General features: G+C 41.2%; 13 protein-coding genes. 3 read left to right on the top strand and 10 right to left on the bottom strand.

Annotated elements, in window-relative coordinates; genetic code table 11:
* Nucleotides 1-11: 11 nt before the first annotated feature.
* From CEY16_RS06935 to CEY16_RS06920, 4 genes are all read right to left on the bottom strand, one after another.
* Nucleotides 12-980 (bottom strand): ABC transporter permease, encoded by a 969-nt coding sequence (locus CEY16_RS06935; protein WP_101331271.1) that lies wholly within the window; start codon nucleotides 978-980, stop codon nucleotides 12-14.
* A gap of 347 nt (nucleotides 981-1,327) precedes the next feature.
* Nucleotides 1,328-3,169, bottom strand: a complete 1,842-nt coding sequence (locus CEY16_RS06930; protein ID WP_338015901.1) for a peptide-binding protein — start codon at nucleotides 3,167-3,169, stop codon at nucleotides 1,328-1,330.
* An 84-nt stretch (nucleotides 3,170-3,253) separates the two neighbouring features.
* Nucleotides 3,254-4,258 carry an ABC transporter ATP-binding protein gene (locus CEY16_RS06925; RefSeq protein WP_101331270.1) on the bottom strand — a complete coding sequence of 335 codons (1,005 nt, stop codon included), beginning with the start codon at nucleotides 4,256-4,258 and terminating at the stop codon, nucleotides 3,254-3,256.
* Nucleotide 4,259: 1 nt separating this feature from the next.
* Entirely contained in the window at nucleotides 4,260-5,243 is a 984-nt protein-coding gene (locus CEY16_RS06920; RefSeq protein ID WP_101331269.1) for an ABC transporter ATP-binding protein, read from the bottom strand.
* A 190-nt stretch (nucleotides 5,244-5,433) separates the two neighbouring features.
* On the opposite strand from CEY16_RS06920, the gene CEY16_RS06915 reads away from it, so the two are divergent.
* A complete protein-coding gene (locus tag CEY16_RS06915; protein ID WP_101331268.1) occupies nucleotides 5,434-6,654 on the top strand; it encodes an MFS transporter in 1,221 nt (406 codons plus the stop codon).
* Nucleotides 6,655-6,671: 17 nt separating this feature from the next.
* Here the strand turns inward: CEY16_RS06915 and fosB are convergent, their stop codons facing one another.
* Nucleotides 6,672-7,094, bottom strand: a complete 423-nt coding sequence (gene fosB / locus CEY16_RS06910; RefSeq protein WP_101331267.1) for a metallothiol transferase FosB — start codon at nucleotides 7,092-7,094, stop codon at nucleotides 6,672-6,674.
* 106 nt (nucleotides 7,095-7,200) lie between these two features.
* Between fosB and CEY16_RS06905 the strand changes: the two genes are divergently transcribed.
* Nucleotides 7,201-8,334, top strand: a complete 1,134-nt coding sequence (locus CEY16_RS06905; RefSeq protein ID WP_101331266.1) for a conserved virulence factor C family protein — start codon at nucleotides 7,201-7,203, stop codon at nucleotides 8,332-8,334.
* A gap of 66 nt (nucleotides 8,335-8,400) precedes the next feature.
* Here the strand turns inward: CEY16_RS06905 and CEY16_RS06900 are convergent, their stop codons facing one another.
* The 5 genes from CEY16_RS06900 to CEY16_RS06880 all read right to left on the bottom strand — a co-directional run bounded on the left by CEY16_RS06900 (nucleotide 8,401) and on the right by CEY16_RS06880 (nucleotide 12,310).
* On the bottom strand, nucleotides 8,401-8,805 hold the full coding sequence (locus CEY16_RS06900; protein ID WP_101331265.1) for a hypothetical protein: 405 nt from the start codon (nucleotides 8,803-8,805) through the stop codon (nucleotides 8,401-8,403).
* A gap of 4 nt (nucleotides 8,806-8,809) precedes the next feature.
* Entirely contained in the window at nucleotides 8,810-8,998 is a 189-nt protein-coding gene (locus CEY16_RS06895) for a hypothetical protein (RefSeq protein WP_101331264.1), read from the bottom strand.
* Between the two features lie 477 nt (nucleotides 8,999-9,475).
* A complete protein-coding gene (locus tag CEY16_RS06890; RefSeq protein ID WP_101331263.1) occupies nucleotides 9,476-10,240 on the bottom strand; it encodes a hypothetical protein in 765 nt (254 codons plus the stop codon).
* A 29-nt stretch (nucleotides 10,241-10,269) separates the two neighbouring features.
* Nucleotides 10,270-11,319 (bottom strand): FecCD family ABC transporter permease, encoded by a 1,050-nt coding sequence (locus CEY16_RS06885; protein WP_101331262.1) that lies wholly within the window; start codon nucleotides 11,317-11,319, stop codon nucleotides 10,270-10,272.
* Entirely contained in the window at nucleotides 11,312-12,310 is a 999-nt protein-coding gene (locus CEY16_RS06880) for a FecCD family ABC transporter permease (RefSeq protein ID WP_101331261.1), read from the bottom strand. The genes CEY16_RS06885 and CEY16_RS06880 overlap by 8 nt, the downstream gene beginning before the upstream one ends.
* Before the next feature lie 294 nt (nucleotides 12,311-12,604).
* On the opposite strand from CEY16_RS06880, the gene CEY16_RS06875 reads away from it, so the two are divergent.
* Nucleotides 12,605-13,603, top strand: coding sequence for an ABC transporter substrate-binding protein (locus tag CEY16_RS06875; RefSeq protein ID WP_101331260.1), 999 nt, complete (start codon nucleotides 12,605-12,607; stop codon nucleotides 13,601-13,603).
* The last annotated feature ends 158 nt before the right edge of the window (nucleotides 13,604-13,761 follow it).

The following is a 13,761-nucleotide window of genomic DNA, read 5'->3' as shown; positions in this document are numbered from 1 at the left end:
ATGTTTTCACCTCAATCGTATCGAATTCTTGGATCGATGATACTGTAAAAAATATCGGCCAATAGGTTACCAACTAAGATCAGCACTCCCAAAATCATGGCGATTGCCATTACAACAGGAAAGTCCCTGTTCGTGACCGAACTCAAAAATAGCGTTCCTAGACCTGGGTATTGGAAAACTTGTTCAGTAATTACCGCACCACTTAACAAAACCCCAATTTCAAATCCCATCAACGTGATAATCGGAATCAGAGCATTTCGAAGGGTGTGTTTATAAAGAACATTCCGTTCAGTCATACCCTTAGCTCTGGCAGTACGAATATAGTCACTTCCTAGCACATCAAGCACTTCAGAACGCATGTAACGCATATACGTTGCTGTCCCCGCTAGGCCTAGCGTAATACCAGGCAATACCATATGATGGATCCGGTCGAAGAATGCTTCGATTCCAGTCACTCCTGGTGCAGAAAGCGTACCTTGAGCCGGAAACCATCCTAATTGAATGGATAGAACATAAATAGCGATTAATCCGAAAAAGAAGTTCGGTATCGCAAGCCCCAGGAACCCGAAGCCTGTCGCGCCGTAATCCAGTAATGAATAAGGTCGCCTAGCAGAATAAATTCCAATCGGGATAGCGACAATAATTGTGATTCCTAAGGAAAAGAGCCCTAGGTAAAGCGTGTTGGCAAAACGTGCTTCAATTAAATCAGCTACTGACCTTCCTTTGAATATCAATGAGTTACCAAAGTCCCCTTGGGCAGCAGCGGTGATCCACCTTCCATACTGAACTGGAATAGGATCATTCAGTCCTAATGCTTCACGTTGTTGTTCATATACTTCCGGATTCACATCTGGGTCAGCTAGTGATTGCCCCGTCAAGGCATCACCTGGAGCTAATTGAGCGAGTCCGAATACTATAATGGTCAGGGCAAAAAGCATCGGGATGAAAACAAGTATGCGGCGAATAATGAATTTGTACATGAGATTCCCCCTGATCTAAAACCGGACATTTCTAATTAGTTTTTTTTCATTTGAGCTTTAACAACATCTTATTTAGGTATGTTAAAGTCACTTGTTAATTTGAAAGATTAGATTCTATACTATACGAATCGTGAGAGGCGGCGACTCCTAGGGGATCAGCACAAGCTGAAAATCACGCAAAACTCGCGAATTGTGAGTTTTGGGAAGTTGAATCCGTGCCCCCAGGAACGCGTCCGCCGACAAACGATTCGTTAGAATCAACAACAAACTTAAAACTTGTACAAAATTTATTTAAAAGAAAGAGCATGGAACTATGTTCGCACGCTCTTCCTTTGTGCTATATGTCTTTACTCTGAAACCCACCATAATTCTGGGTCGTTATTGAATGAGTATGGCATTGGACTAACACCATTCATACGCTTGTTGAAACCGTAAATTTTGTTTTGTGCATATAGGAGTAAAGCTGGTAAGTCTTCAGAGAAAACAGACTGCCACTCACTATACTTTTCTTCACGGTAAGCTTGATCAAACGCATCTGGTGCCTTTATAGCATCAGCAATCAATTGATCAGAATCTGGGTTGTTCCAACGAGAGAAGTTATAGGCTGCTGTTGAGTTCCACAATCCTGATGGATCCGGATCTCCACTGCCTAAACTCCAACCAATCAGATAAAGATCCCAATCACCATTATCATTGATCAAATCTTCAACATACGCTGTCATTTCCTTCGGTTGTCTCAAGTCGATCTTAATGCCGACTTCTTCAAGGAATTGAGCTAAAATTGGTGCAGAATTTTCACGGAGCTTGTTACCAGTCGGGTAGTTCAAGTTGACGATCCATTCTTCCCCATCTGGCGTTTCTCTGAATCCATCGTCATTCGTATCTACATAGCCCGCTTCATCTAACAATTCTCCTGCTTTTTCAGGGTTGTATTCATAAGCTGTTGTTGCACTTTCATCATACGCCCAGAATTGTTGAGCGATCGGTGCGTTAATAACAGAACCGTGGCCGTATAATAAGTTGTCAACAATGGCTTGTCGGTCGATTGCATAAGCCATCGCTTGCCTTACTAATTGCTCACCTACATCTTTATTCTTCTCCCAGCTATCAGGATTGATTTCGCCACTGTCAATTTCAGCATCGGATCGGTGGTTAATCTTATAACCCATCAACTGATATCCGAAATCCGTCTGTTCAATGATTTCGATATGTTCTAGGCCATCAACAGTTTCAAAGTCTGCTGCAGGCACCCCGTTTGGATCTGAAATAAAGTCAATCTCACCATTTTCAAGCAGTCCTAACATGACGGATTGCTCGACGATACGCCATACGATCTGGTCTAAGTATGGTTCACCTTTCCAATAATCAGCGTTTTTCGCAAGTACGTATTGCTCACGATCAAGCATTTCTGTGAACTGGAAAGGTCCAGTTCCGATAACTTCTCCAGCATTAAGTGTTGCCGGGTGCTCTGGGATTTCTTCTACAGGCACTTCACCAAAAACGTGCTCAGGAATAATCGAGAATGCAACATCTTTTAAAATTGTCACGTTCGGTTCTGCGAATTTAAAAGTGACTGTATAATCATCTTCAGCAACTACACCTTCAAACTCTTCAGTTTCTCCAGTGTTAAACGCTTCATAACCAACTAATTTATTAGCATACTCGGTACGAACTCCCCCAGCCTCAACATAGCCAGGACTCGCAATTGCTTTATAAGTGAAAACTACATCATCAGCAGTGAATTCCTCGCCATCGTGCCATTTCACGCCTTCTTCGAGAGTTAGAGTGATTTCGGTTTGATCATCGTTGATTTGCCAGTCATTAGCTAGGCCTTCAACAAACTCAAGATTCTCGTTTTGTGAAAGAAGCCCTTCATGAGTGAAGTCTAAAATGTTAGCTTCATACGCTTCTGTATAAAAGATCGGGTTGAAAACTCCAGCTGGAGCAGTGTCCATCGCGCCAGTTACAGTTCCACCCATCTGAGGACCATCATCTTTCGCCTCTTCTTCTTCCGTTTCTTCCTCTTCAGACTCAGACTCTTCCTCTTCTTCCTCATTTTCTTCGTTTTCTGTTTCTTCCTCTTCAGGCTCTTCTTCGCTTGAAGTATCATCATTATTACAAGCAACTAACACCATACCAAGCATCAACACAAACGCTAACATCAACAGCCAATTTCTTTTTAACTTCAAATTCTCACCCCTTTAAATTTTCGACCAAACAAAAAACAACAAACGATTTATTTTTAGGTGATCACCTCCGATGATGAAGCATTTTTATTTATATAAATGACAAGCCACATAATGACCTTCTCCCCTATGTTTTAATTCAGGACGTTCTATTGCACATCGATCATGCGCTTGAGGACATCGCGTCCTGAATGCACATCCTGTAGGCGGGTCAGAAGGGCTCGGTAAATCTCCTGTTAAATGGATTTTTTCACGCCGATTCTTGACGTCTGTAGAAGGAACAGACGACAGTAACGCTTGTGTATATGGGTGAAGCGGGTTATCGTAAAGCGACTTTTTCGGTGCAATTTCAGCAATGCGACCCAGATACATTACAGCCACCCGGTCGCTAATATGCTTAACAACACTCAAATCATGCGCGATGAATAAATAAGTAAGATCGAATTCATCTTGAAGATCAGCCATCAGATTGAGCACTTGGGCTTGGATAGAAACATCCAATGCGGAGACTGGCTCATCACAAATAATGAATTTCGGGTTGAGTGCTAAGGCTCTCGCTATGCTGATGCGTTGTCTCTGCCCTCCGGAAAACTCGTGAGGATATTTACCACGGTCACTTGCTCGAAGACCTACTTTTTCCAAAAGATTGATACATTTCTCTTTGCGTTCGGATCTTGTCATAGATGTTTGAACAAGCAATGGCTCTTCAACCAATTCTCCAACACTCATTTTGGAATTGAGTGAAGCAAAAGGATCTTGGAAAACGATTTGCATATCTTTCCGGTACTCTCTTAATTTTCGATTGCTTAAATGGGAAATGTCTTGATTCTCAAATAAGACTTCACCTTCTGTAGGGTTAAGCAAACGCAATATAACTCTGCCGAGAGTAGACTTTCCTGAACCGGATTCTCCCACAACACCTAAGGTTTCACCTTTTTTGATATCTAAAGACACATCATCTACTGCTTTTACGTGGCCAATTGTATGTTTCAAAATGCCACCTTTTATAGGAAAGTATTTTTTGATATTTTTCACTTGAACCAATACTTCTTCATCAATCTTTTTTTCTACTTTTTGGTCAGTAAGTGGCATGTTATGTAGCCTCCTCTACGTAAAGATAGCAACGAGCTTTGTGATCAGCCTCGACATCTAAGAGATCCGGATTTTTTTTATAACATCGTTCCATTACGTGGGGACACCTCGTAGAGAATCGGCAACCCTCAGGGAAACTATGTGCAGCTGGAACGGTTCCTTTAATCGCACCTAGTCTAGTCATCTCTTTTTCAAGGCTTGGTAAACTATCAAGCAGCCCTATCGTATATGGGTGTTTGGTATCTTCAAATATTTTCTCTACCGTGGTTTCTTCAACAATCTGACCACCATACATGACAAGCACTCTATCAGCATATTCCGCTACTACACCCAGGTCATGAGTGATCAGAAGAATGGCCATCTCAAACTTTTCCTTCATTTCTGCTAGCAAGTCTAATATTTGAGCTTGAATCGTAACGTCTAGTGCGGTTGAAGGCTCGTCAGCAATGAGTAACTTAGGTTCACATGAAATTGCGATGGCAATCATCGCCCTTTGACGCATTCCTCCAGACAACTGATGAGGATAATCGTTCATCGTTTCTTCTGCTCTTGGAAAACCGACCACCTTTAATAGTTCGATCGCTTTTTCACGCGCTATTTCTTTAGAGAATTTCTTATGCTTCCTAATCGTTTCGATGATTTGATTACCGATCGTATAGACAGGATTCAAAGCCGTCATTGGCTCCTGGAAGATCATCGCGATATCGTTTCCGCGTATTTTTGTCATTTGCTTAGCTGACTTGTTCAATAAATTCTCATCTTCTAATTTGATCGTCCCATCAATCACTTCTCCTGGTTTATTGATCAACTGCATGATCGACAATGATGTAACACTTTTTCCACTACCAGATTCCCCTACGATTGCGACCGTTTCTCCTGGATTGACTGTGAAATCCACCCCATCAACAGCTTTTGCGACCATCTGATCATCCAAATAAAAATAAGTTTTCAATCCTGCAACATCCAATACTGGTTTTTGCTCCATTCAATTCACCCCAACTGTTATAGCTATGTACTCTTGGATTTTGTAGATTATAAAATTTTAATTCTATTATATTCAGCATTTTTGATAGGTATGTCTATTTAAAAAAATTAGATTTAACAAATAATGGGTTGACTATATTTTAAATATATTTAAAATTATATTTAAGTTATTTTAAATATGAGGTGTTTTTATGTTTAAAAGAAATATGAGTTTGATTGTCAGCAACCAATTTTTCACCGTCTTAGCTGACAGTATTTTCGACTTGGCGATCCTCTGGTACGTGTACCAACTTACAGATTCTGCTCTATCCGCCGCTGCTATCACAGCAATAACATCTTTAACACGAATCTTAGTGGGCCCATTCATCGGGGTGTTCATCGATCGAACCGAACCAAAAACTTCCATGCAAATCGGTTATGCCCTCATGATAGGTATAGGCATATTTCTCAGTATTTTTTATGCTCTTCAAATAAATATTCTGATAGCTTTTATTTATGTAGCTATTATCCTGCAACATATATGCATGATTTTCATCGAACCAGCAAAAAACAAACTTCTCCCCAGAATTGTTGGGGAGAAGCGAATTGTTCAGGTAAATGGATACATAACTTCTACGAGTCAAACAAGTGAATTAATCGGACAATCCATCAGTGGTTTTGTTATTGGTATGATCGGCTTTGTAGGGGTGATGCTGACTCACTCTGCTGTTTATTTGCTGGCTAGTATTCTACTGATATTTGTCATCAATATCACGAATGTTTCTAGTGAAGTGAAAAATATGGAAGAAACGAAGCCTACTGTGTGGAAAGATTTAAAGGTGGGGTTTTCAGCACTGAAGAAAAATAAAACTGTGTTCAAGTTAATTTTCCTAGTAATGGCAGTAAACGTCACGACTATTGCAGGTTCACTAATGGTAGTACTCGTATCCGATCAGTACGGAGCGAATGCGATTCAGTACGGGTTCATGAACGCTTCAGCTGCCGGGGTTGGGATATTAATCGGATTAGTTGCAGGAAAATTTTTACCGTTAGTGAAACCTGGTCTACTCATCGGGGCAGAATTCATTATTGGCGGAGTAGCATTTATAGGGATGGGATTGACTACTAACTATTATATAGGAGTCGTTTTTTTTCTTATAATGACAGCCTTAACAGTGCTAGTGAATATCTTATTCGCATCACTGCTCATTTTGCTAGTGAAAGACGACGTCAGAGGAAGGGTTTTTACACTTGTGGGAGCTCTCTCGAATTTCCTTATGCCACCGTTAGCACTAGCGGGAGGCTATGTTGCAGATTTGTTTGATGTGAGCTATTTATTCTTGTTTGCTGGGGGATGGATTGCTATTTGTGGATTAGTTCCATTGATCGATCGGGACTTGAGAAGTATTGAAAAAGTGCCTTCTATTAAGTAAAAATTTAGTAATATTTCTTAATCATAAAACTTCATATGTGTTTTATCTTTTTTATAATAATCAAGGCGATCTTGCATTGTACCCGTATGAAATTCAAACTTGTGACCATCAGGATCGGTGAAATAGATCGATGATTTATCCTTTTCATCACGAGGTCTTCCAGAAAGGATTCTGACCCCTAACTTTTCGAGTTTTTCATGCATAGGTATAAGATCGTCTTCATCGATAGAAAATGCCGTATGCGTATAAGACTGTTCAATTTCGTTCCGAGGAATTTCTTTTTCTTCATTTAATGCAATCCACAATCCATTCAAGTCAAAATAAGCAGTCTTACGCCCCTCTACCAATAGTTTCGCACCGAAAACCCGTTTATAGAATTGAATAGATTCATTTAGATCAGAAACAGAAAATAGTAAGTGATTGATTCCTTTAATAGACACGAAGAGACCCCCTATGAGAATTCAGAATGTTTGGCGGTTAAATATTCTGTTAGAGTTTTGTTATTATAATAATAGATAAACTTGTTTTATGAAAGGAGCTTATGAAATGAAAATTACATCAATCGAACCTACACCGAGTCCATACTCGATGAAAATAAATGTGGATGAAACTCTGCCAGACGGACAAACTGAGAGTTATTCTGTAAAAGATGACTTAAGTGATGCGCCGCAATATGTGAAAGAATTATTTGCAGTTGAAGGCGTGAAGGAGTTATATCGCGTCATCGACTTCATTGCATTGGAACGAAACCCTAAAGTAGACTGGGAAGATATTTTGCCAGAAGTGAAACGTGTACTTGGATCAGCAGATACAGTCGAGGGTGACTTCTCAAGCGGTGATGAAGAAGAAGAGGCTTTTGGTGAAGTTCACGTATTCATCCAAAAGTATCGTGGGATCCCGATGCAAGTGAAACTTGAAGAAGATGAGACTGAAAAGCGTTTTGGTTTGGCATCACGATTTACGGACGCAGCGATGAAGGCATCGGAGGATTCTTCCGCCATGTTGATGGAACGTGAATGGGAAGAACAACATCCCCGTTACGGAGAAATGGATGAAATCGGGCCTGATGTTGTGGCCGAAATCGAAGCAACATACAATGAAGATCGGTTAACGACTTTGGTTGATATGGCGAAAAATAATGAGCGAGTGCGAGATATTGAACCGAAAAAGGTCACACTGGACATGCTTGATGCTGAAGACTGGAAAGATCGTTATGCAGCCCTTGATCGGATGGATCCATCAACAGAAGATCTACCGGTGCTAGATAAAGCTTTAGATGACCCGAAAGTTTCGGTCCGCCGCCTAGCTACAGCTTACCTTGGAATGATTGAAGACAGAAATGTTCTTCCTTATCTATATAAAGCTTTGAACGATAAGACCGTTACCGTGCGCCGAACGGCTGGCGACTGTCTCTCAGACTTAGGATTTAAGGAAGCAATTCCTGAAGTGATTAAAACGTTAAAAGATAAAAGCCGAATCGTCCGCTGGCGCGCTGCCATGTTTTTATATGAATATGGAGATGAATCAGCCCTCCCTGCACTAGAAGAAGCTCTGGAAGATCCGGAATTTGAAGTACGGATGCAAGCAAAGATGGCTCTCGCTAGAATCCAAGAAGGTGAAGAAGCCCAAGGCTCAATTTGGCAACAAATGACAGAAATGACCAAGAAGAAAAATAAATAAGTGCTAAAAAACACTGCGCCGAGGGTGCAGTGTTTTTGTTAGTACGATTATTTACTTAATTCTATTCTATGGAGCAAATCCATACACGGTCAAAATAAACCCATAGAAAGCAGCGTATGATGATAGAGTGATTATGATCACGAACCCCGTTAGTAATCCGTATCGAGAAAAAGCTCCAACAAATCGTTTTGTCAGTAGTTTGTGGGCTTTGTAAATCATCAAGATTGCTAGTGGCACAATGAATAATACAGCAAACCAGCTGACCCACTCGAAGTAAGCTTGAAATCCGCCCTCAAGTACCGGACCAGTATTGAGCTGATATTTAAAGTTTATATAAATTGCCCCGCCAAAAAAGATGGCAGCTACTAACCCGAAGTAAAAACTAACTATTGTTTTCAGTTTCTTAGATTCTTTCTCCACAGTAAAATAGACAACTAGGAGTATAAGAATAATTGTTATAATTCCAAACATATGGTTACTCCCTTGTCATTCGTTCAAAACCTTGTGGTCGCGGTTTGCGATTAAGGTGGCTCACAAATAGCAGAGATAAGCCAATCACTGCGAAGGATAGAATATGCATTTGATCAGTTTGCATCAACGAGATGATCAAAAACGCTATCCCTATGATGAAGTTGATTCTCGCAAATGATAGTTGGTTTCTCATACTTTGTCCCCCATTTCTACGTTCTCTTGTCAACAGTTAAACATTATAACATATCCTTCCGGGAATTCTACTATAATTTTCATGCAAAAAAAATAGATTTTTGTAATTTATTTTAAAAAGTTTTTCCACCCATTGTGACAATGGGTGAGAAGTACTGTTGTGACAGGGTTAATGCTAGGTTTGAAGAGTTGGAAATAGTTATGGTGGGGATTGAAACTTGGTTATGGTTGATTGAACCCTAGTTGTGGTGGATTAAACTCCTCACGTGGCGGATTCAACTCCCCACGTGGAGGGTTAAGCTCCTGACGTGGCGGGTTTGACTCGTGACATGGAGGGTTCAACCTCCGACGTGGCGGATTTGACTCGTGACATGGCGGGTTCGACTCGTGACATGGCGGGTTCGACTCGTGACGTGGAGGATTCGACCAAACAATCTTTTTAAATACGAAAAAAATCCTGCTGTAGCAGGATTTTCACTTATTCAAAAGGTATTGGCCTTGCAAGTTCTTCAGGGGTTTTCGGACAGGTAGAGCATGGTTTCCGTTCTTCGTTCGCTCCGTAATAGAAGCAGCATGTTCTGCGGATTCGTGTACCATCTGCTTCTACTCGGCGCCCCCAGTAAAAGTTCCTCAGCTGGTTGCAGTTGTCGTCAAACGCTTCTGCACCCAAACCTCGTAACAAAAACTCGTAGTCCTCTTTAACACGACCTTGAATTTGTGCGAATGGTTCTTCCATCAACTTCTTCTCATAGATCCAGTAAACATAAATCGCGATGTTCTCCCACAACGTAGGTTTCGGAACTCTCGCTACATCTGAGACTAATTGCACCAACTCTCCTAATCTACGAAAGAGATTTTCACAATACTCACGGCGTTCAGCTTCCCTGTCTTCCCCAAATTCTTCAACTTTAATTTCTTCCATATACAAATTGGGTAGCCATTTACCATCCACAACATTCGGTACAATCCAAAGTTGATCAAGAGGCATATCCAACTTCACATTTTTGACTGTCATCATGTATAAAGGTGGAAGCGCTAAGTTATAACCGAGCCGCTTCATCAACTGGGAAGCTGCCACAAAGATACTATCTGTACCGAATTCACGCTTGATTTCGTGTAAATAATCTCTCAACTTCTCTTCGTCCATTAAGTCAGATAATTGGGCAGAGAATTCCTCAGCATAATCGACCATCCGGAAATAGTCTTTCATAATTATTTTTTCTTCTTTTGTCAATTTTGCCAAGTTCCCCACACCCTTTAATAAAAAATATGTTACTTTTTACTTTTGAATAACAGATAAATGAAATACGGTGCACCGATTAGCGCAGTGAAAACTCCCACTGGAACTTCAAGAGGTGCAAAGGCAGTACGCGCGACCAGGTCAGCAATTAACACGATGATCCCGCCAATCAAAGCGGCTGTAGGAATCAACGAGCCGAATGCCGAACCAACTAAGCGGCGAGCCATATGTGGAGCCATCAAACCGACGAAACTGATGCCTCCTGCAAACGCCACTGCTCCACCTGCTAAAGCCGTACTTACAAACAACAGAATCAACCGGTCACGCTGAACGAATGCCCCAGCATTTTTCGCCAGTTCGTCCCCTAGCTCCTGGATGTTCAGCCTTGGTGTCAAGAGGAATAGAATGAGCGTCAACCCTAACACCCAAGGAACAATTGTCTGGATTTCCGACCAGTTCGTTCCGTTCACGCTCCCAGTCAACCAAATATTCGCTCTTGCTGCCGTGAAAATTGGTCCAAGTAACATGAGCATCGTAGTAATCGCCTCAAGGGCTGCAGCCAAACCGATACCAATCAGAACTAATTTCAGCGGCTGGACGCCATTTCTGGTGATGGCTAATGAGTACACTAATATCCCCATCACGATCGCCCCGATCAAGGAAGCAAGTGGCATCCAGTGGATACTAACGGTCAATGCATTACCTCGATCACTGAAAACAGTCAAGAAACCGACCGTGGCTAAAGCGGCACCGGACGTGATACCAATAATATCTGGTGATGCTAGTGGGTTTCGAATGATACCTTGTAAGATTGCTCCTGACATTGCAAGAGCTGCCCCCGCAAATACAGATAATACAATACGTGGTGCACGGAATTGTTGAACCGTCAGATTCTGGATATCCGTACCAGCACCGAACACGGCTTTCACCACATCGATCGGCCAAACCTGTAATTGTCCAATTCCTAAGCTGATGATCATCAGAAGGACCATCCCGATTGTCAATCCAGTTATAATTGCTGTTGCTTTAGTATCTATTAAAAAGGAGGATTTTCCTATTCGTAACGAACGGTGTCTACTCATTGATTCCCCTCCTCGCTATATAAATGAAGAAAGGAGCACCGATAAACGCAGTCATAACTCCGATCGGAACTTCCTGAGGCATGATCAAGTAACGTGCGCCGATATCCGCCATCAACAACAACATCGCTCCTAGCACTGCACTATAAGGAATCACCCATCGATAGTCGTACCCAACGAGCCAACGCGCGATATGAGGAATGATGATACCGATAAAACCAATTGGCCCAGCAATCGCAACGGCTCCTCCCGCTAGAAGCACGATAATGACTGCTCCCGATAACTTGACCAAAATTGTATTTTGACCAAGGCCTGCTGCGACATCTTCCCCCATCATCAGAACATTCATTTTCTTTCCCATGAATAACGAAGCGACCCAACCGACTATTAGATAAGGAAGAACGGATACAAGTAAATCGAGATCTCTCCCTTGAACCGCTCCAGCGAGCCAAAATAAAACTTGATCCAAAGAACGTTCATTCAAAGTCAGCATCCCTTGAGTTAATGAAGAAAAAAGAGCTGCAATCGCTGCCCCTGCAAGCGTCAACTTCACAGGAGTCAGTCCTTCCGAACCTACTGAACCTAACGAATACACGACTACAGCCGCAAGCGCAGCCCCTAAAAATGCTAGCCACGTAAACCCTGTAATCGAAGTAATCCCAAAGAAAGTCACACCAATCACAACAAAAAAGCTAGCCCCTGCATTAATACCGAAAATACTTGGAGAGGCTAACGGATTTTTTGTCAATCCCTGCATGATTGCGCCAGCAATGGCTAAACTAGAACCGACTGCAGCTGCAATCAATGCACGTGGAATCCTTGTGTCCTGAATGATGTAATGTTGATTCGACTCATCGAAGCGTACGAAAGAATCGATCACATCGCTAGTCGTTATGTATGTTAATCCATATATGACACTCGCCCACAATAAAACCATTACAGACAAGAGCCCGAATACAATACCTATAATTTTTGAGAATGGTTTTGATAGCATAGTCAGATACCTTCCACTTCAGCATTTGAATCAATTTTAGTCTAATGTAATTGAGAATCATTGTCAACGAATCATGAAATGGGCACCTTTTGTAAATGTAATGCTATTAACCGTTTTGGAAGTGTTTTCTCTCTATATAAAGTGTGGCTTTACATTAGCCCACATCTTTAAAAACATGCATACTAAAAAATATTTTCCAAAAAGCAATTGACTTTCTCAATGAGAACAATTATCATTTGTGTTGGTATTGAAAATCATTCTCAAATAAAAAATTTACATAGGAGGAAATGAGAAATGATACGTAAATTATTAGCATTCTTACTTTTAACATCACTCGTGTTGGTTCTAGCAGCATGTGGTGGTGATAATCAGGAAAACGCAACAGAAGAGAACGCGGAAGATCAGCAAGAAGAAAGCGAAGAAGCTTCCGAAGAGGAATTTGAAAGTTACACAGTTGAGCATGCAATGGGAGAAACAACCATTGAAGAGAAACCAGAGAATATTGTTATCTTAACTAACCATGGAACAGAAGCTTTATTGGAATTAGGAATTACACCGGTTGGAGCCGTCCAATCATGGACAGGTGACCCTTGGTACGACCATATTTCGAAAGACATGGAAGACGTTGAAGTAGTAGGTTTGGAAAGCGATATTAACTTAGAAGCTATCGCAGCTCTTGATCCAGACTTGATCATTGGTAACAAGATGCGTCAAGAAGAGCAATACGATAAATTGAATTCAATCGCCCCTACGATATTTGAAGAGACCTTACGTGGTGACTGGAAAGTAAACTTCGAGTTGATTGCTGAAGCAGTCAATATGGAAGAAGAAGGCGCACAAGTGCTTGAAGATTATGAGGATCGTGTGGCTTCCCTATCTCAAGAATTACAAGAACAGGATATGTTAGATACTAAAGTATCAATGGTACGTTTCATGCCATCTGATGTACGTATCTACCACAAAGATTCTTTCAGTGGAATCATTTTGGATGAAGTTGGATTAGCTCGCCCAGAAAATCAAGATGTCGATGACTTCGCAGCAATGGGTGCTACGAAAGAACAAATCGAAGACATGGATGGAGACGTCATCTTCTATTTCACTTACAAGCCTGAAGGTGAAGATGGTCAGTCTGTTCAGGATGAGTGGACGAATGATCCACTTTGGAACAACTTATCTGCTGTACAAGAAGGCAATGCTTATGAAGTAAGTGATACTATTTGGAATACTGCTGGTGGTGTACGCGCAGCAAACTTGATGTTAGATGATTTAGAAGAGAAATTATTAAGTGAATAATTGATGTCATGAGGCACCCCCTCATTGATATACATGGACCTACCCTTTTATTGAAGGGTAGGTTTTTTTATGGAATGCACTTGCACTTTTCCCTCCCTTTGTTATCATGTTCATTATATGAACATGTTCATATTGTCAGAAAACTTTTATCAAAAGGA

Source organism: Halalkalibacillus sediminis, assembly GCF_002844535.1.
In the GTDB taxonomy this organism is placed as follows: domain Bacteria; phylum Bacillota; class Bacilli; order Bacillales; family Alkalibacillaceae; genus Halalkalibacillus_A; species Halalkalibacillus_A sediminis.
Note: the sequence above shows the minus strand (reverse complement) of the source record. Positions and strands in the feature narration are given on the sequence as shown.